Genomic DNA, 20,892 nt, shown 5'->3' with positions numbered 1-20,892 from the left:
AATGCGTACAATGCCCGGAAAAGGGGCTATTTGCTACCTATGCTATTAAAAAAAACCTATTTTCTGTATAAAGGATCGGCGCCAATAGTACCTTCCAGGCTTTTCAGGTAGGTGGGGGAACTGACTTCCTTAAGCGATTCTTCTACATGCTGTAAACGGGTGTTCAAATCCATCTTCGCAACCAATACCTCATTGTTGGGGTCGGAGATAAAATCTTTTATATAATTGATTTGTTTGGTATAAAATTGGATGTCCTTCTGTTGTTTTAGCTTTAACCGTTCGGCATACCAATCGCTATGGATGATATACTCCCTTTCAAAATATCCCCGTAATTCAGGGTCACTCATGTCCTTACCTTCATAATGGCCATAAGCCATGACATGCAATACTATTTTCAAGGGAGGTATCGCGGCCTCGATACTGCCATCCTCAAAATACCGCAGTGCAACTTTCTGTTGCGCTTCTACAATGTTGGCAATACCGTCAACAAAGTCTTCCATGCCTTGTAATTCAGGTTTCAGCATCTTTTCGTTGAACACGGCATTGGGTTCATCGAACAATCGATTTAAACAGCGTAAAGAGAAGGTACTTGTAATGCGGTACCCTAATCTACTGGCCAATACTTTTTTACCGTTATACTCAAAGTCCTCCAATTTTTCCAGTGAACCATTCGCAATCAAAGCCTTGGGGTCCCTATCCTTGGCTTCTAGGCGCGCCCAGATTTCAGGGATCAAAAGACTGATGTCATGATCTACCTTATTTTGTCCCCCCACATAACCGGCGGCCGTACTAAATGCATTGGACTCCGTTAAAATATGGGATAATAGGGCATTGTTCAAATCACTTGTAGGGGTGAGCATATTAAATGGTCCTTTCGTTAAGGCACCTTCGGAGCCTGCACCAGTGGTTGAGGGAGATTTACCGGTTAGACTACAAATGAAGTCCATGAACAACTCCGGTGTTTCCTGGTAATGGATGGGGTTGTAGACGGCTAAAGGACGTATACCCGCTTTTTTATCCACAGGATTGTTCCTTCTTCCTGGCAAAACCGCATTTACGACATGGGTCACGGGATCTTCCGATTTTACTTTTCGGTATAAACGCACGCCTATTTCGCCTAAATAACTATCCTCGGTTTCATCTATAAAAATATTGGGTTCTAAATACCGGGGGTTTTTGGTAGGTTCGCCATTAACGATCCTTGTATGGGAGGGCAATGCGAAATATTCCTCTTCATTCGGACTATTTACAACGCTTACAATCAAGTCTTTTACAGGTTGGGTGTATTTGTCAAAATTGATCGTGTCCTCGTAAATTTCAATCGCATCTTTTTTAGTCAACAACTCATAGTTGGTCAAGAATACATTGTCGGAAACCAAATCGCGTTCCGCACCCTCATCATAACCCCTTACAATAGCCTCATCCGGTCGTTGAAACAAATAGGATTCACAGTTGGCAACGACTTTAAGACTTTTGTTCGGATATAACGGATTTAAATTTTTAAGCTGATTCCTAGGTAGGGTAATCGAGGCCGAGATGTCGTCCTCCATTTGGATTTTCGTTGAAGCGGAGAAGTCGGACCGTAGTTTGTTCAGCATCCAACTTCCTTCTTGGTTGAATCCTATACGCACATAGCTACCGACAACCGGATTGTTGTAATACCATAGTTCGGTCCCTTTTTGTCCGTTAATGATTTGAACGGACATGCAGTCTTTCCAGTTCAACTCATCGTGATCCTGTCGATATAGCCTTTTTACAAATAAGACCAAGGACCTGATATGCACTGGAATATTGGATATGAATGCATTGTACTCATCATTGTTCTTATCCGATGGTGTCAATAATTTAACGGCGGACCCCAAGGTTCTTCCTTTATCCAAAAAAGATCTGGAAGGAGGAAGTGTAGGGTCGTAATCTTTCCAGCGTGTTGAATAATCATATTCAATGATCTCATCAGCCTTTTTAAAGTCCTCCTCTATATTTATGACATTGAACGAATTATAGGTTATGGCATTCAACATCGATTTGGAGATCTCTGATTTCCCTCCTCCGGAAACCGTACAGGGCTTGTGGCAAAAGACCCCTTCGGGAGAGGTGTTGACAATTCGCCATAATGAAATTGCCTTGTGCTTCTCTAATCTGAATTTATTGCCTGTGGGGTGTATATATGTTTTAAGCGGTGATAAGATCAGTTTTTGGGTCTTGTTGTTGTACGTCCAGGTAATGCTATTGGTATTAGTGTTGATATAAGCATCTTCAGGGATATAGATCAGGTTTGGATATTTCCTGTCAATCGCATAATTCGAAGGTTTAACCTCGATCCTATCACCCAATAATGTTTTAACATCCTCAAAACTGAACTTGTTCCCGAATTTTTCCGAGAAGGCACTGCCATCGACAATGTCGCCCATAACCCCCCTTGGGTAGGCTATTGCCCCACCGGAATGTTCTTCTTCGACCAAACCGAATAAATTTGCCGAATAGCTGATCTGGGTTTTGATTTCCTTTTTGGAATACCCAAAATAATTGTCGGCAATGAGCGTAACGACCACACCTCGATCATCCCTACATGTTATTTTAAAGGCACTGCCATCGTTGTACAACTCTTTTTCATCCTTCCAACACATTCCGTCATTTTTTTGACGCTCCGTCGCATCATCAAAATGGGGTAAGCCTACTTCTTTCTTGGTCAGGGTCTTTAATTGGGGGGCAAGTACGATGCAACCGGTGTGTCCGGTCCAATGTTCGGTATCCAATGCCGCATCATTCTCTGCCAAATAAGGGTCGCCGGCATTTCCGAAAATGGATTCCACAAAATCCAAATTACTGACCAGGCTTCCTGGGGCAAAAAAACGAACCTCTAAACTCTTTTTAGAAATAACACCCTTGACTTCGGGACATACCATAGGGCGCATTAAAAGTGAAACCATCAATTTGGCCCGATCTTCTTGATTAGCGGTAAAAGGCAATATTTTTAGTTTATCCGAGGGGTTGAAGGCCGCCTTCAAAAAATGCATGAAGGCTACTTTGGGCACTTCCTTTTTGTCTAATGGAACAGGAAGTGCACCTTCAACGATATGGAACGTTCCTTTGGTGGTCCTTTTGTCATTGACCGGGTTATTTAAAATACCCTGTTTTATACGGTAAGATGAAATATCGTCACTGATAAACGTGGTGCCATTAGGAGGTAGACTTACTTCCCTGGCATGCCCTTTTTGGTTTAAAACCAGGGTGTTATTGGGTAAGCGTAGGGTGTCTCCCACCAATACGTCGGCCAAATAATCATTCAGGAATTGTTGGATCCTGGAATCTGCAGGGGAAAGATGGGTTGATAACAATCTTGATTTTTCGCGAAAATTCTGGATCAATCCGTTCGTCAACTCTTGGAATTTCGGATTACAGAACTTTTCTTCTGAATTATCGTCGTCTTGGTAAATGGGTTGCCCAAGTGCCGATAATTGTAGGTTAATATATTGTATGGTATCTTTTCTACTCTGTTTGCTCTGTTCAGGATTCGATTTGCCTTCTTTACTCATTTTTTAAGATTTGAATTGTGCATTACACTGATTGTTAAAATAAGAACATGCACAACCCTTCTTATCTTTAACCTGATCACCTAAATTGGTTAACCAATTTTTAAAATTACAAAAATAACCTTAACCAACAGTATTTATAAAAGATAAGTCTTAGTGCGATTTTTAAAGTTTAATGAAGGATCCAAAATTGAGGCGCGGTATTTGGGTTTACATCAGGTCTCCTGCTTTTTATTCTTTAATTTGAAATAGTAAATGAAATTGAATCAAAAAAACAGGAATTATGACAAATTACCTACTTAATACGTACGGTTGATTTTAAATGAATTTTCAATGTAGAGATTTCAAAATAAAAATATTTTTTTGGCTAGAAAATTTCAATTAGGTATCAAACTTATAAAATACTTAGAAAAATAGCCTTATTCTATTATTAAATTTAAAAGTACAATTATCATTTTATCAAGATTAGGGTCTTAAATTTTATAACACATAATTTATTCTTGCTTATAATTCCGTAGATATAATTTATTAAACACATTCTTACAAAACCAATCTAATCTTTTCTTGAATAATGTATCTTGTGGAGGATACAACCTTTTATATATTAAACATGCGAATAGGTATTATTATTGGAAGAATCGGTGGCGTTGATGGTGTAGCCCTTGAAACGGAGAAATGGATAGATGTTTTAAAAAAGTTAGGTCATGAAGTGTTTATCATGTCTGGGGAATTTGAGTCTTGGAATATGGATGATGAACATGACTATCTGTTTCCTGAATTGTCTTTTTTTGCGGTAGAAGCAGAGTGGGAACAACGTAAAGCTTTTCATGAACCCGACAAAGATCCAGGTCCTTTACTTGAGCATGTTGAGAATGCTTCCAATATCATATTTGAGGCTATGCAGCAATGGGTTGCACAAAAGAAAATTGACGTTATACTTTCAGAAAACGCTTCAGCATTACCTTGCCACCTGTCTATGGGTGTTGCCATTAAAAAGTTAATTAAAACTACAGGATTACCAATCGTAACCCATGATCACGATTTTCATTGGGAACGCGGTAAGCGTTATGTTTCTACTCACAAAGAAATAAACCAATATGTAGATGACAATTTTCCATTATTACTGCCTAACGTTAAACATGCCGTCATTAACACTTTTGGAGTAGAAACCTTTAAAAAGCGATTTGACATAGAGGCGACCTTGGTACCAAACGTTATGGATTTTAATCGCATTTATGGTGTTCCAACTGCAGAAAATCAGTTTTTCCTGAGAGATATCGGAGTAACAAAAGATGAAATCGCATTATTACAAGTGACCCGAATTGTAAGGCGTAAAGGTATTGAAACCGCTATTTCCTTAATTGATAAGCTAGATGATAAAAAGTTGAAACTTGTTATTACGGGAAATAATAATGATGATGAAAACAAAGAGTATTATAATGAATTAATCGATCAAATCCATAATTTGAATCTATCGAGTCAAATTATTTTTGCTGCGGATAAAGTTTTGGACCACAAGGATTTATCTGATATTTATGCACACGGTAGGGCTTGTACTTATTTTAGTACTTATGAAGGCTTTGGGAACGCTTTTGTAGAATGCGTTCTTGCTAAAAAACCAATATTTGTAAACAACTACAAACCTGTGTATATGCAAGATATAGGCAATAAAGGGTTTGAAACCGTTATGACAGAGGATGGTATTCTCACAAACAAAAAAGTTCAACAAATGTCCGACATCATTTATAACCCAAAACGATGTTTAGAGATTGGCGAATATAACTTTAACCTTGGTAAAAAATATTTTTCATTTGATGTACTTGAAGAAAAATTAAATAGCCTATTTACATTTTAAGAAACCATAAATGACTAAAACTAAGACGGCGAAAATCACAACTATTTTAACGGAACTGAAAAACGAAAAAATAAACACTTGGTTTGATCTAGGGTTATTTATCGATAAATTCAAGGATAAAAATTCAAAATCAGCCTTTAAAGGTGATGCGCAGTCTTTTGATAAGCAAATAGAAAAAGGAGGTATAGCCTTCCTTACATTCTATTTTACCATAGATGGGATCACTGTAGAAACAGAAAAGTATGCCAAAACCTTTAAAAACATATACCCAAATATCCCTATACACTTTGTAGCGGGGGAAATCAAAGAGGAGGCTGATGAACTCATCCCTAAGGATGTCATTAAAAAAGTAATACCAGAAATGGAAGCTTTTGATGCCTGGCCATTATACAATGACTTCTTTAATATCAAAATGGAACGAGGGAGTAATGCTTATAATGATTTAATTGGTAAGTTCTGGAAAGAGGTTTTGGTTCTTGTAGAAAAGTTAGGGGGTTATATTGAAGAAAATGATATTTCCCTGTTGTACCTTATTAATGTTTGCTCTAATCCAGGGAATGTTTCATTGGCTTTGGCTACGGTTTTAATTTCTGAATATTTAGGAATTCCGGTTATAAATAATAATCATGATTTTTATTGGGAAGGTGGTAATAGAAAGGAAGAAATTAAAAAGAAGGGCCTAAAAAAAGGACCGAGGGATTTCTTTTTTCATAATGCCCATGTTGGCGAATTTTTCTCAATTATTGAAACGGTGTACCCATGGGAAAGTCGCTCTTGGATGAATGTGAATATTAATAAGATTCAACAAAACCACCTTATAAATATCAATGGGCATAATCCGGCGAATGTAGCTTTGTTAGGTACAGCTGTAGATACCAAAATGCATCAAATGAGTAAGCGCGATATTATAAAAGCGTTTATGCAAGTGTCTACCATATTTGCAAATAAAAAAGATACGATTACAGTACACACTGCTGCCAATCATAAAGATAGTGAGCGTTCTTTAAAACCTATATTATTAGGTTATAAAAGAATTGAACAGTTTGATTTTGTAAACAATAACATTGTTTTTTTACAGCCTACAAGGGTAATTAGCAGAAAGTCCATTGAACTTAACTTTAAGCTTATAAAACGATTGTTTTCTTATGACTCATTTGCTGAAAAATTCAGTACAAATCCACAGTTGACATTATCCTTAATCGTTTCCGGCCCAATACCTCATGGGCAACAAAATTATTATTGTGATTTAAAAACTGACTTTTCAAATTTCCTTAAGGAGCTTCCAAAAGAGTTTAGGTCAAGTGTACTTCTTGGGTTTTTGTTTAGTGAGTTTGATAAAAATGAGTTTAAGAAAAAATATAAGAAACCATTAGATATTGAACAACTTTACGACGTCGCTTCCCTGATCTTATTGCCAAGTCAAACCGAAGGGCGAGGTTTACCTATTATAGAAGCCGCAGCCTGTGGCACACCGATATTTTGTAGACAATATGAACCAAGAGAGGTTTATGACCAAGTTATTGGTCGCCATTTGGATGAATCCCTTCGTCTCAATGTTTTAGAGTTCAAGGGCTCCAAAGTACCAAAACAATTGGCTGAAAAAATATGTGATCATGTATTTTATCCTCAAAATAGAATGGTTGATGTGACACATAACAGAAGTGTTATTAACAAACGTTACAGCATAGAATCGTTGCAAAAAAATATGCAATATATTCTAAAACGGTTGTATTTTCAGTTGGTTTCTGCCACCGTTGAAGATAATCCACAGGTGGTCGATCTATTAAAAAAGTACAAAGTATCTGTAAATTTTGAAAATGACGACCTAGATGCGATTCTTAATAAGAAAACAAGACATTACTTACCAGGTTACGGTCGTTTGTCTTTTATGCTGTACTTGAAATCTTTAATAGATCCAAGCTTTTTCAGGGTTGAAGAACAATTGGTTAAAGGAAAAGTAATGCGTTATGCCAGGATGATGGAAAATGACATTCCTGATTTGGTAAATACCAATTTAGAACTCATTCATAAATATTACAATGCCATTGATGATATTTTTAAATATGTTGATGGGGAGATTTCAATCCGACATGATCATGCGCTCACATATCGACATAGGAATAAAAAATCATATGCGTATCAAGCCTTTACTTTCCAGGAAGTTACAGGTCTGGTTAATATGATTTACAATGATATTTTCAAACCAAAATATTTAACCGATTTAACATTAGCACCACAATTTTTCGCTGATTGGGAATTGGCTTTATTTCAATTGACCAACAGTAAATTTTTAGGTATTGATGACAGAAAAATATTAACTACAAATTTAAAGAAGAATGTGCCTAAAGGTTATTTTCCTGGGCGTTATATAAAACACGAGTTGGAATACTTTGTTTTACAACCTATTCGTGCCCAATTGAAACTTACAATAGAAGAGGAACTTACAGCAGAGGTACTCGATACAAGAGGTCAGGAATTGGAAAAAGTATATATTTTCATTCATGAGCCAAGAATAACAAAATGGTTTTCAAGTGCTAATATCAAGGAATATCTAGAGAGTGGGAAAGAACCTGAATTAGGATTGCTCTATAAAGCTGGTGTGGTTCAAATAGTAGAAACCAAGCAATGGTCGGAAGGCGTTCATTTTCCACAAATGGGAGCCAAGGCAATTAAGATCTTACGAAGAATAAAAGAGTCTAATGGCTTTATAATCACCAATGGAGAGTATGCTGCAATGATGACGGATATTATCGAAATCGATCATTTCCATATTGGTAAGGTTTTGTATGAAATGACGGCAAAAATTATGGGGATTCCAAAAGATAGTGGTTTCATTCAGTTTGTTCCCGCAGGTGTTCGTACAACTTTGGCATATCCAACACCTATTCAAACAGCAAAGGATTTTGATTTGGCTTTGAAAGGCGATTTATATAGGCAATTGAAAAACACGATTGGAGAAAAGGAATTGTTGCATATTATTTCTAAAGATGCCATTGAAAATGGTACTCCAATTAGTAAGCTTTTAGAACAGATAAAAGAAAGTTTAAAAGAAACCAAGACTATTAAAAAAGTAAAAGCATCCTTTGCTGGAGGCGTCTATGATGATGGTTTACCTTGGGGTGGTGTATTGGCTGAAATAGACACCAAAAAGCACCAATGGAAGTTTGCAGCACATATTGCGAATAAGGAACCGAAAAATGTACCTGCACTCGTTAAGGAGTATAAGAAGAAAAGTAATAACCCTAATAAAATTGAATTAGCTTGGAATGGTGGTTACATATTAAATCCCGAGTTAGTCGGTAAATTAGGTTTGCCTGAAACATATATTGGCTCGCCTTTGGGTTTGTTGATTATGAATAATAAGGTCTTTTGTCCACCGTTATTCAATAAACCAGCCTTTATAATTTATAAAAATGGTAATGTGGATATAAGAAAGGTAAACAGTGAAGCAGGTTTGATCATAAAGGGTAAACAAGAGCATATTGTTTTTAATGCGGACAACTATAACAAACATAGTGATTCCGAACCCTGCTTTTACGATTTATCTTATTCTAAAGACACGCTTATAGGTCATGGCAATGTGATTATAAGAATAGCAGGAAATACGGTAAAACAAATTATTAAAACAAAGGATAAAGAGGTTGTACCGGTTATTCCCGTTGGTATTACCCTGTCTATTCCTTCTGATTTATTTTCTAACGACATATTTAAAGAAGGTATACAATTAGATATACAATTATTAGAACCAAAAACCAACCCTTACAATTGGGATGGGATATCCTATGCTATTGAAGCGGGTCCTATGTTAATAGATAAAGGACAACAAGCTTTGAATATGGAAGATGAAGGTTGGAAAACATCAAACTCTATTAAAACACAAGCTGCACGTTTGGATTTTACAGATATGCGTGGGCCAAAAATAGCAGTAGGAATTACCAAAGAAGGCAAACTTATGGTGCTTATGGTGAATGGTAGAATTAGGGAATCTGTAGGTGCGACCCATTTTGATATGGTAGACATTCTTTTAAAATATGGTATGGATAAAGCCATGGGGTTTGATCCAGGAGGAAGTAGCACTTTAGTCGTTGATGGTAAGATCTTGAATATATCACCTTACAATAAGAATTATGAGAAAGACATTTACTCATTGCCACCAGAACCTCGTTTTGTAGCCAATGCCATTATGGGCTGGATTGAAGAATAAGTTGGATTTTTTCAGGCAAATAAGGGTAGTAATGTTAAACATTCAAGAAACCTGATATATCTTACTTTTATATGTCCGGTTTAATAGGTGGAGGTCAAGTATAAATATAACTTTGTTGTTTGCTATTAAGGCTGATTGAAACTAACATGATGTTAAATATTTAAAATGAGATTACGATGATGATAATGATTTTTGTTTTAGGGATTTTATTCGGTTTAACATTACAATATGCAAGTTTGAATAAATTTAATGTGATTAGTGGTTTAGCGATTCTTGAAAACTTATCAGTTGTAAAAGCAATAGCATTAGCAATTGGAGTTGGGATTATACTACTAAATTTTGAAATAGCATTTGGATTTGCATCCTTTCATATAAAACCTTTTGTTGTTGGTGGATTGATTTTGGGAGGGTTGATTTTCGGCATGGGTATGGCAATTTTAGGATATTGCCCTGGTACTTTGGCAATATCATTGGGGGAAGGTTCTATAGATGCGTTAATCGGAATAATTGGTGGATTGTCAGGAGGACTTATTTACTCCTTGGTTTTACCTTTTATTCAGCCAATTCTTGGTCCGGATTTGGGTGCGCTATCATTAAACACAACACTTGGTTCAACCACAATGTATTACATATTAAGTTCAATTTTTGCAATTGTTTTTATTGCCGCATCATTTTGGTTACAAAAGGTAGATAAGGTAAAAGGTAAAAAATGGATATTCTCGGGTATAGTATTGGCTATTCTTAATAGTATTGTTTTTTCTTCAGTACTTACAAACAGACCAATAGGGGCATCTACAGCTTTTCCATATGTTGGCGATTTACTTTTAGGACTTACCCATAATAATTACTTTACAAAAATAGAGAGTGCAGGGAACTGGGAAATGATATTTTTAGCAGGAGCATTTATTGCCGCCCTATCTATTTCTGTAATTAAAAAAGACTTTAAACTTGTCCTTATTCATGATAATTGGAGAAGATATAAAGGGGATTCAAAACTTAAAAGAATTATTTGGTCTTTTGTTGGTGGGTTTATTTTAATATTTGGAGCAAGAATGGCAGGAGGTTGCACCAGTGGACATATATTATCTGGTGGAATGCAATTGGCGTATAGCAGTTTGTTTTTTGCTGTTTTTACTTTTGTGGGTCTTTTGGTTACTGGTAAGCTTTTTTATAAATCAAACTTAAACAAAAACAGTTAGCACTTTGAATTCGTAAAGGGAGTAAAGTGACAAACATAAAATATTTTAGCCCGCTAAAGCTACTTCGGGTTTCCGCAGGTAAATACCACGCCATCCGTCACTGAACATACTATTTAACGTTGTCTAATAAAATGACCCGTCCTGAATAAAGGCTACATAATTTTAAACATTATGTACAGAAATGACAAAGTAATTAGATCAAACATTCTCGAATTTAAGTTACACTTCAAACTTAAAGGAAACCTTAAAAAATGCTGACGTACGGATTGAAGCTGTTCCTGAAAACCCACAAATAAAAAATAGTTTTTATGAACAATCAGCAAAAGTCGCCCCTGAAAAAACCATTTTCGCTACCAATTCTTCAGCTCTCTTACCAAGTGAGTTTGTCCAAGTAACCGGAAGAGCCACAAAATTTTTAGCATTGCACTTTGCCAATGGTATTTGGATTCATAATACGGGGGAAATTATGGGGTACCCGGTTACAGATCCTAAGGTTTTTGAAGATGTTATTACCTTTGCTAAAGCAATAGGAATGTCGACCCTACCATTGCATAAAGAGCGGACCACAACTATAAATAAGGGCATTGGACAGGTGTGTTTATTTAAAAATAAGTAAATTTAATACAAACGAAGTGGTTTGGTTTTATAATACAACATACCTTATAATCAGTGTTTTGTACACAAATTGTCAATCATAATGTTAAAGGGCCAATTGATACCGAAGTTTCTTTATGGTATCGCTTTTGTAATGATATTTTTTTATTCTTGCAATAAGCGCGTGTATCATGCTATTTACAATCATGATGATTTGGACAGAACGTACTTTCTGTATAAACCGGTCAATTTGCCGGAGAACGCACCTTTGGTTTTTGTTCTTCATAGTTATGGGCGTTATGCAAAGGACCATATGCAAAGTTTACAACTTGATAGCATCGCTGAGGTAAACAAATTTGCGGTGTGCTATCCCCAAGGGACAATTGATGTCAATACAGGAAAACCATATTGGACCGGCGGTTTGCCTTCTTCCGGAATTGATGATGTGGGATTCTTGACAGATTTGGCAAAGCATTTGCAAACCAAGTATAACCTTGATTCCAACAGGACTTTCGTCTGTGGTATTTCCAATGGTGGTTTTATGGGCTATACCTTGGCTTGTGAGTCCCCGGATGTATTTAAGGCACTCGCTTCCGTTACGGGAACGATGACCGGTCATATTTGGGAAAACCGAAATTCAACACCTCACCCCATACCCGTTCTGCAAATATCCGGAATGACCGATACCATTGTCCCCATAGATGGAAGCATGTCAACGGAATACGGTTGGGGTGGGGCACCGCATATGGATACCATAATGGATTATTGGGGGCGATTCAATGGGTGTAGCCAAGTGGATACGTTATCGATTTCACCCAACATACACGCTTATCATTACACCAATGGTTTAAACGATAACGAAGTGTGGTATTATAAATTAGAGGATTTTGGCCATGATTTACCAACAATGGATAATTCGGGATTAAATTCAAATGAATTGATATGGCAATTTTTCAGCAGATTTTAATCTTATACAACAACAGTTTTTAAAAATAGAAGGGAATACCTTTGGGTCGTTGAAATGGGAGGTGTTGCAAATAGGGGTATGGGTACGGGTATTTTCCCCGAATCATCCTGTTGATTCAGGAAGGGATTTTTTCTGATTAAAAGATGATTATAGGCGCGATTAAAGTACATTGGTAACTCCTAATAAAAATCCTTCCAAGGGGTAAAACGAAATAAATTTGTTTTTTCCCGGACAGGATAGGGCTTTAGCAAAATACAATATGGAAACAATAAAGGATTTTTTAGAATTGGAGTTGATTCATATAGGGAAATTCAATCTACGGGTGTATACACTCGTAACCATTTTGATGATTTTTCTAATGACTAGATTGCTATTATCCCTAATTAAGAAAACACTTTTCAGAAGTAGGTATGGGAAACTTGACAAGGGATCCAGTTATGCCTTATTTCAGATTATTAAATATGTGTTGTGGGTGATTGCCCTTGCCCTTGTTTTAGAAACCCTTGGAATTAAATTAACAGTATTGATAGCTGGGTCTGCAGCCTTACTTGTAGGTATAGGTTTGGGATTACAGCAAACTTTCAACGATATCCTGTCGGGGATAATCCTGCTTTCGGAAAAGTCCATAAAAATAGAGGATGTCTTGGAAATAGATGGGGATATCGTAAAGATCGAAAGTATTGGACTGCGAACCTCCAAGGCTTTAAATACCGATGATGTTTCCATAATTATTCCAAATTCATTGATTACGACCAATAAGGTTATCAACTGGAGCCATCAGACAATGAAGGCACGTTTTAGAATTGACGTAGGCGTGGCATACGGTAGTGATATTGATCTGGTCATAAAGATTCTGGAGGAAAGTGCATTTGAACATCCAGACGTATATGATAGGGAATCAACAGAGGCGCGATTAGTGAATTTCGGAAATTCATCGTTGGATTTTCAGGTTTTGTTTTTTAGCCAAAGTATATTCCGAATAGGTAAGGTGAAAAGTGATATACGAAGAAGTATTAGCAGGAAATTCACGGATCACCATATCGAAATACCCTTCCCCCAAGTGGATTTACATGTGAAATCAAGTTATGCTGAAAAGAATAACCCCAAAGGGTAATACGCCTTGGTCCGGTACCTTTATAATAAAAATGGGAATGTTCATATCAAAACGGGGAAAATGATGCAAAAGGTAATTTATTATGTGGCGGGCTCCCTGGATGGGTATTGCTGGTATTATTAATGATGATATACGCAAATTTGTTTCCCTATGTGGTGGTGGTCAATTTGCGGGATGGCTTTTAGACCCTGGATTGATCGATATATTGAAGCTAAAAATGATTCCGATTATACTCGGGGATGGAATTTCCCTTTTTGGAAACGCGAAATCCTCATGGGTCGGATATCTGATCGAAAAGTAATCGTTTGATTGTGGTCTTGAGATCCCAACCTAAAACCTGAAAAATAGCCCTGGCCACAATAAGGAATAAAATTATTGTTGGGATATTGTTTATTCGCAGCGCTGTGCTTACTTTGTGTTATGGCTGTTTCTTGGAAGGGGGAATCCTTACTTTCAAAGCCGTACCGATCGTATACGCAGTACGTGATCTTGGCTGTGTATTTATAACGAACAAAAGAAATGGATGAACGGAGTACAATAATGAAACCTGATGCTTTACTATTCGATATGGATGGGACATTATGGGATGGTGTAAATGCTTATGCACAAGGATTCAATGATTTCTTTGAGGCCCATAAAATTAACCGAACAGTCACAAAAAAGGATTTGTTCAAATATATGGGGATGGAAGAAGAACCCTTTTTGGCGATGATCCTTCCAGAATTCACAGCCATTGAAAGAAAAGCTGTCTACCAAGAAATAATCGAATTACAATATAAACGTATTGAAATCGATGGGGGTAAATTGTATGGGGGTGTAAAGGCGGGATTATCAAAACTGGCAGAAAAACACAAACTATTTATAGTTAGTAATTGTCCGGAATTTACAATCCAATACTTTATGGATTGGGCCCATATTGGAGCATATATTACGGATACCATGGCCCATGGTATGAATTACAGACCAAAGCATGAAAATATAAAATACCTCATCGATAAATATCATTTACAGGCACCGATATATATTGGTGATACCGATTCGGACAGAAAGCAATGTGACCTGTTGGATATCCCCTTTGGATTTGTAAGCTATGGCTTTGGGGACACGGAGGATTATAATTTACGATTTGATTCATTTGATGAATTGACGAACTATTTTTATACAGATACGTTGAAAACTATTTAAGGATGACCGAGGAAGCCATGCGAATTACATCCGAACAAATGCAGGATGTGTTTTACAAACTGTTTGTAAAATATGAATTCGCGGAAGGGAAAGCCAAATTGCTGGCCAAGGTCTTCACGGAGAGCACTTTGGTTGGCGTAAATTCCCATGGAATCAATAGGCTACCCCTATTTATTGATTATGTCGAAAAAGGGCTGGTAAAAATTGATGCCGAAGCGGAAAAGGTGGCGACTTTTGGTAGTTTGGAACGCTGGGATGGTAATCTTGGCCCAGGCATTGTCAATGCAACGATATGTACCGATAGAGCCATAACATTGGCAAAATCAAACGGAATGGGATTGGTGGCATTACGCAATACCAATCACTGGATGAGGGGAGGTACATACGGAAGGCAGGCAGCAGATGCCGATTGTATTTCGATCCTTTTTACAAATACGCAACCAAACATGCCGCCTTGGGGAGGAAAGGACAGCCGTATTGGCAATAATCCTCTTGTCGTATCTATACCCAGGGAACAGGGGCATGTGGTGTTGGATATGTCGATTTCACAATTTGCATTCGGTAAGATCAACGACTATAGGTTAAAGGGTGAAAAACTGCCTTTCCCTGGAGGTTGGGATGCCAACGATGAACTTTCCAATGATCCGGAAAAGATTCTGACAAAAGAACGTGGTTTGCCCATTGGCTATTGGAAAGGTTCCGCCCTTTCCATAGTTTTGGATATGCTGGCCACTTTATTATCAGCAGGTGACTCTACAAGTAAAATCGGGACAAGGGAATTTGAAACAGGGATTTCCCAGGTGTATCTCTGTATCTACCCTGCGGTTTTTGGCGATAAAAACCTACAGCAAAAGCTCATCGACGAAATCATAGCATATACCCATGATGTAGCGCCCATGAATCCCGGGGATAAAATCTATTATCCAGGAGAGCGGAGTGCAATGACCCGAACACGGAATCTAAAGGAGGGAATCCCTGTCAACAACAGTATTTGGAAAAAGATAATGGAGTTGTCAGCGTAAAAAAACTTTTCGGATCATATATCAAACAAGAATACAATTCGTAAACAGTGATATGTAAAAACCTGTTCCAGGGTTTTGAAACATGTTTTTTTCTGTTTTAAATGTTTTTTTAAACCAGTCATGCATCAGTATTGTAACTGCAAAGTAATTCAATAATCAACAAGTGGGTATTAGGAAACAAGTGGGTTTTGATAAGCTATACTACGCGCCTTTTAATACTTGGACTTCACTTTTTGCCAACTTCGGACACAGGGTACACCGGTGTTTGGTGCCGACCTATAAACATTCTAATATAATTGACAAGATAATTAGCCAATGATTGGGCTAACTGAATAATGTTTGTACATTTATAAAATAAAAATTGGTTAACCAATTTTCGTGTATCGTATAAACCTATGTTTTATTCTAGAATATCCGTAGTAAATAAATCGGTTTTAAAGTCCATTCCCTTGCGGTTGCCGAGCAGCCCCATACCAGCTATTGGTTTAAAAAGAAGGTGTTACGACTTTAATGTTGTTCATCTAGCTTTAAATGGCGGTCACCGATCATCAAAAAGAAACATAACAAATCAATTATATAAATTCATGAAATATTCTTTAATCCTCTCTCTTGTTTTTCTTCTAATCAGCAGTTGTAAAGATTCAGGAACCCAATCTTCCTCGATGGTCACTACCAAAGACGAGCTGCATAATGCGCTGACGAACGCCAAGCCCGGTGATGAAATAGTACTCGCCAATGGGGTTTGGGAAGACGTTGAAATCCGCATGACGTCCAGTGGCACAAAGGATAAACCAATTGCCTTAAGGGCCGAAACATCGGGACAAGTCTTGATTCAAGGAGAGTCTGACCTCAAATTAGGGGGCGATTATCTTATCGTTGACGGATTGTACTTTGTCAATGGTCATTCCCCCTCCAATGCGGTAATAGAGTACGCAGTGAGTAAAGACAGCGTGGCCAATCATAGCATAGTCACCAATTGTGTAATCAAAGACTTTAATAAACCACAACGAAACCTGAAGGATCTATGGGTCTTGTTCAAGGGGAGAAACAACCAATTGGACCATAGTTATTTGGCAGGTAAGTCCAATGGAGGGCCAACGGTACGTGTAGATTTGGCCGGTAACCAGAATATAAACAACCATCACAAGATCATTAACAACCATTTTGGTCCACGACCACCGAAAGGAGGACCCAGCGCCGAGAGTATTCAACTGGGTAATAGTTTTACCTCCATGTGTCCCAGTTATACGCTGGTAGCGAATAATTTGTTTGAAAAGTGTAACGGTGAGGTTGAGATTATATCCAGTAAAACAAACTTCAATGAATTTAGGAACAACGTATTTTATAAGAGCGAAGGCTCTTTGGTCACCAGACATGGAAATTACTGTACCATCGATGGTAATTACTTCATTGGAGACGGAGTGTCCCCGAATTATGGTGGAATTAGGTTAATAGGTACTGGGCATACAGCGACCAATAATTATTTCTATAATCTAAGAGGGCAAAATTTTAGGAGTCCATTGGCTGTAATGAACGGAATACCCAAGTCGCCATTAAACAGGTATATACAAGTGACCGATGTCGTTGTTGCTTATAATTCATGGGTCGATTGTACTTCGCCATGGCAATTTGGTGTTGGAACCAATGTGAGCCAGAAAGATGTATTGCCTGCTTCCGAGATCCGTTCTGCCCGACCAATTAGGACTCTAGTGGCCAATAACCTTATCTATAATTCGAAAGGGGACAAAGCCCCGATTGTCGCCCATGACCTTCTTGATGGTATCGAATTCAAAAATAATATCATCAACAATCAGGGTGTGGCTTTTGAGCCTAGTGATGCACTTGAGGCAAAATCCTTTGTTTTAACTGAATTAAGTGAAAATATTTGGGTGCCTAGTACGGATTTTCCAGACGTACCCGTCTATAATGGTTTTGGATTTGATGAATTCGAAAAAGACCTGTTCGGGGTCTCTAGAAAGGACAATAATGCTGTGGGAGCAATCGTAGGAAAACCCAATGAAGCCCCATCTATCTTTGATAATGGCAATTATGGTCCAACGTGGTATGATGCAAATCCGTCTAAAGCGGAGCCAAAAACACATGTGGTGAATCCTTCAATGAACTTGGCAGATGTTATTTCAAATGCCCAAGATGGTGATATTATAACTCTTGAAACAGGTGATTATGAAATCGGTTCTTCGTTGAATATTGATAAAACCTTGATCATTCAATCAGGTATATCCGACGGAGGTGCCACACTTTTGTATAAAGGAGCTATGAGAACACCCTTGTTCCAAATGAATCCTAAAGGAAACCTTACACTTAAAGGAGTGAGCCTTAGCGGGGATATGGAACAATATGCATTTGCCAGTCTAAAAGAAAACATGTCCAGCAAATACGATTTAACGGTTGAAAATTGTAACATCGAAACGTTTGATTATATCCTAAAAGCGTATAAATACTCCTTTGCGGAAAATATTACCTTTAACAACACCATCTTTAAGAATTGCCAAAACGGAATGGAATTATCCGAGGAAACGGAGGATAAGGGAGAATACAATGCGGAAAATATCACGATTAAGAATTGTTATTTCGATGGGGTAAAAGAAAATGTAATAGATTATTACCGGGGAGGTTATGATGAGTCTACCGTAGGAGGAACGTTGTTGGTCAACAACAGTACGTTTTCAAATTGTGGGGCAGAGCAGAAAAATGGCATTTTATTGAATACCTACGGTATCGTCAATGTGGATATTTCAGGAAACACATTTGTCGACAATAATGTTAAACTGATAGCCCAACTTTGGGGAGCGAAGAACAATACGCAGTCCAACAATAAAATCAATAACTCAGGAAAAATATCGGTAGAAGAAAACCTGAAACTCAATTTACTCTATTAATATGAAGTGCTATCAACGACTAGGTCTTTTACTTCTTTTTTTGACTCTTGTTCATTCAGAAGTCAAGGCGCAGGTACTACCTGATCAACGGGTATTGGACATCGAAACGCTTGCCGATTATTTGAAACCCGAGACGCGTGGACAATTACAGGCAAACGGGGAAATAACAACGGAATCGCTGGCCGCATATTTTCGGGAACGTTTTTCGGAACGTTTCTTTTATGATTACAAAGGGTTTGATGGTCGTCTTGAGACCTACAATACGCTTTATGGGAATGAAGCTGCGCATAAAGCCAGGGCCATGGATCACTTTAATAAATACCCTGCCGTCACCCAGTGGGTATTGCCTTTTGATTATTTGAATGGGGAGCCTGTAAATGCGTATGCGTTACGTCATTTGGCAAGGCAGCATAAAATGGTAGACCTAGCTTTGCTGTATTTTAATGAGGGTAGGGATCCCAAATACATCAAGTATTTTGTGAATCAGATGAAGTCCATGAATACGGCGTTGGAGTCGGGCGATTATGAAAAAATCGAAGATGGAAATGGCATTTATGAAGCCTTTCGTTCTGGTTATCGGATCTCGAATTGGCTTTGGATCCATAATATGTTCTTAAGTGAACCAGCATATACCGATGCAGACCAGTTACAGACGGTTGCGACCTTATTGCAACATGGCCAACATTTATACGAACGTAATGAAGGGTTTGTGCCAGGCAATCACCAAACCAAGGGAATGTCAGGTTTAGCCGTTTTGTCGATTCTGTTTCGTGATTTTGAAGGTACCGATAAATGGTACGATAGGGCAATGTTGAGGTTAAGCGAGCATTTGGATAAAGAGATCAATCCGGATGGATTCCAGTTCGAAAGGTCAGTACATTATCATATGAGCGATATCAACAATTATTTCTATGTGTATCAATTGGCTCAAATCAATAAGATAACCGTTGCTGAAACTTGGGAGCAAAAACTCAAGTCCCTGTTCAGTACCCTTGTAAAAATTGCGTATCCGGACAAGAGTGCTCCTGTACTTCAGGATGATACTGAAATTCCATGGGCGGAAAAAAATGATATCTCAGGGGCAATGACACTCGGGTATGTTTTGTTCAACGATCCTGAATTCGGATACTTTGCGACAGATAAGGTCGATGAAGGCATGTATTGGTTTTTAAGTAATCAGCAAGTAGAACAATTAAGGGATATTGGGAAAAATCGACCATCCTACGGTTCACTTGCTTTAGAGGATACCCACTATTACATCATGAGGCAAGGGTGGGAGCCCAATGATAAAATGATGGTGGTCAGTGCCGGATTGGATGCTGATAAACCGGACCACCAACATGGCGATATGTTGGGAATACAGGCGATTGCCAACGGTCAGGTTGTTTTGCCCAACTACCAGGTACGTTACTCCCTTGAAGATTTTGAACTGTTCAAAAATTCAATGGTGAAAAATGTGGCCCTTATTGATGATGAATTACAGGGTAAGCAATGGACTTCCAATAAAGGAGGGAGTGGATTTGGTAAGTTTAAGGAATTACCGCATCCGAAAGTAATCGCATGGGAAAGTAATGAATCGTTCGATCTCTTTGTGGGAAGTCATGATGGGTTCGAAACAAAGGATGTTGCCTATACAAGGCAGGTTGTTTATTGTAAGGATGAATTCTGGATTGTCAAGGACAATTTCCAATCGAATGGAGCCCACGATTACAAACAAATCTGGCAGGGACATTATACTACCGAATTGGCCCCAAAAATCTTACGGGCCTCTTTTCCGGATGCGGCAGGTTGTGATATACTTCAATTGAATGGGGTGGATACGGCAATGACCTTAGGGGCCCGTGGTAAGAATTGGACAGTGGTCTCCAAAGCTAAGAAAGGGGATTTCAACTTCCTGACCCTAATTTTTCCATACAAAGGTTATAGTAATCGTATTGATGAAACCAAGCAGCAGGTCTTGCTCAATGATTGGGTGGTGAATGATGGTAAATGGCAGCTGGAAGGATCAAGTGCAAATGTCATCCATAAAGGGGATGAAGCCTTCCTCTTCGGAATAAGGGAAGTAAAACTTGAGCAGCTTACCATTCAGGCTTCCCAAGAAACGGACCTCTATATTTCATTACAAGGGAACAAACTGGAAGCGCGGTTGCTGGGGGATTCAAAAACAACCCTAACCTTTAAAAAAGGAAAGAAAAGAAATAAAAACATGACTACCGTTGAGCTTGTGCCAGGGGAGCATTGTTTTGTTGATTTGGATTAGAGGCAAGTTTAAGTGCCTGGAGTTGTAGCGGGAAGCAATAACAATCATTATATTGCTAC

At 38.0% G+C, this 20,892-nt stretch carries 11 protein-coding genes and 1 pseudogene; 11 read left to right on the top strand and 1 reads right to left on the bottom strand.

Features of this window, described 5'->3' with window-relative positions:
* Positions 1 to 56: 56 nt before the first annotated feature.
* The gene (locus HPE56_RS14045) at positions 57 to 3,536 is read right to left on the bottom strand and encodes a hypothetical protein (protein ID WP_188244389.1); all 3,480 of its coding nucleotides are present in this window, start codon (positions 3,534 to 3,536) and stop codon (positions 57 to 59) included.
* A 607-nt stretch (positions 3,537 to 4,143) separates the two neighbouring features.
* On the opposite strand from HPE56_RS14045, the gene HPE56_RS14040 reads away from it, so the two are divergent.
* The 11 genes and pseudogenes from HPE56_RS14040 to HPE56_RS13990 all read left to right on the top strand — a co-directional run bounded on the left by HPE56_RS14040 (position 4,144) and on the right by HPE56_RS13990 (position 20,833).
* Complete coding sequence (locus HPE56_RS14040; protein WP_188244388.1) at positions 4,144 to 5,388, top strand: glycosyltransferase; 1,245 nt, start codon at positions 4,144 to 4,146, stop codon at positions 5,386 to 5,388.
* Between the two features lie 10 nt (positions 5,389 to 5,398).
* On the top strand, positions 5,399 to 9,592 hold the full coding sequence (locus HPE56_RS14035; RefSeq protein ID WP_188244387.1) for a phosphodiester glycosidase family protein: 4,194 nt from the start codon (positions 5,399 to 5,401) through the stop codon (positions 9,590 to 9,592).
* Between the two features lie 176 nt (positions 9,593 to 9,768).
* Positions 9,769 to 10,791 (top strand): YeeE/YedE thiosulfate transporter family protein, encoded by a 1,023-nt coding sequence (locus tag HPE56_RS14030; protein WP_188244386.1) that lies wholly within the window; start codon positions 9,769 to 9,771, stop codon positions 10,789 to 10,791.
* Positions 10,792 to 10,999: 208 nt separating this feature from the next.
* Positions 11,000 to 11,407 (top strand): annotated as a pseudogene (locus HPE56_RS14025) (3-hydroxyacyl-CoA dehydrogenase NAD-binding domain-containing protein); the annotation flags it as partial.
* Between the two features lie 81 nt (positions 11,408 to 11,488).
* The gene (locus HPE56_RS14020) at positions 11,489 to 12,352 is read left to right on the top strand and encodes an alpha/beta hydrolase family esterase (protein ID WP_317173210.1); all 864 of its coding nucleotides are present in this window, start codon (positions 11,489 to 11,491) and stop codon (positions 12,350 to 12,352) included.
* A 259-nt stretch (positions 12,353 to 12,611) separates the two neighbouring features.
* Positions 12,612 to 13,466, top strand: coding sequence for a mechanosensitive ion channel family protein (locus tag HPE56_RS14015; RefSeq protein WP_188244384.1), 855 nt, complete (start codon positions 12,612 to 12,614; stop codon positions 13,464 to 13,466).
* An 82-nt stretch (positions 13,467 to 13,548) separates the two neighbouring features.
* Complete coding sequence (locus HPE56_RS14010; RefSeq protein ID WP_188244383.1) at positions 13,549 to 13,767, top strand: dihydrofolate reductase family protein; 219 nt, start codon at positions 13,549 to 13,551, stop codon at positions 13,765 to 13,767.
* Positions 13,768 to 13,985: 218 nt separating this feature from the next.
* Entirely contained in the window at positions 13,986 to 14,651 is a 666-nt protein-coding gene (locus HPE56_RS14005; protein WP_188244382.1) for an HAD family hydrolase, read from the top strand.
* Between the two features lie 2 nt (positions 14,652 to 14,653).
* Positions 14,654 to 15,673, top strand: a complete 1,020-nt coding sequence (yiaK, locus tag HPE56_RS14000; protein ID WP_223170317.1) for a 3-dehydro-L-gulonate 2-dehydrogenase — start codon at positions 14,654 to 14,656, stop codon at positions 15,671 to 15,673.
* Positions 15,674 to 16,257: 584 nt separating this feature from the next.
* Entirely contained in the window at positions 16,258 to 18,573 is a 2,316-nt protein-coding gene (locus HPE56_RS13995; RefSeq protein WP_188244381.1) for a chondroitinase-B domain-containing protein, read from the top strand.
* 1 nt (position 18,574) lies between these two features.
* Positions 18,575 to 20,833, top strand: a complete 2,259-nt coding sequence (locus tag HPE56_RS13990; protein WP_188244380.1) for a heparinase II/III family protein — start codon at positions 18,575 to 18,577, stop codon at positions 20,831 to 20,833.
* Positions 20,834 to 20,892: the final 59 nt, after the last annotated feature.

It is taken from the genome of Maribacter aquimaris, from assembly GCF_014596745.1.
Lineage (GTDB): Bacteria > Bacteroidota > Bacteroidia > Flavobacteriales > Flavobacteriaceae > Maribacter_A > Maribacter_A aquimaris.
The sequence above is the reverse complement of the archived record's forward strand: the minus strand, read 5'-3'. Positions and strand labels throughout refer to the sequence as shown.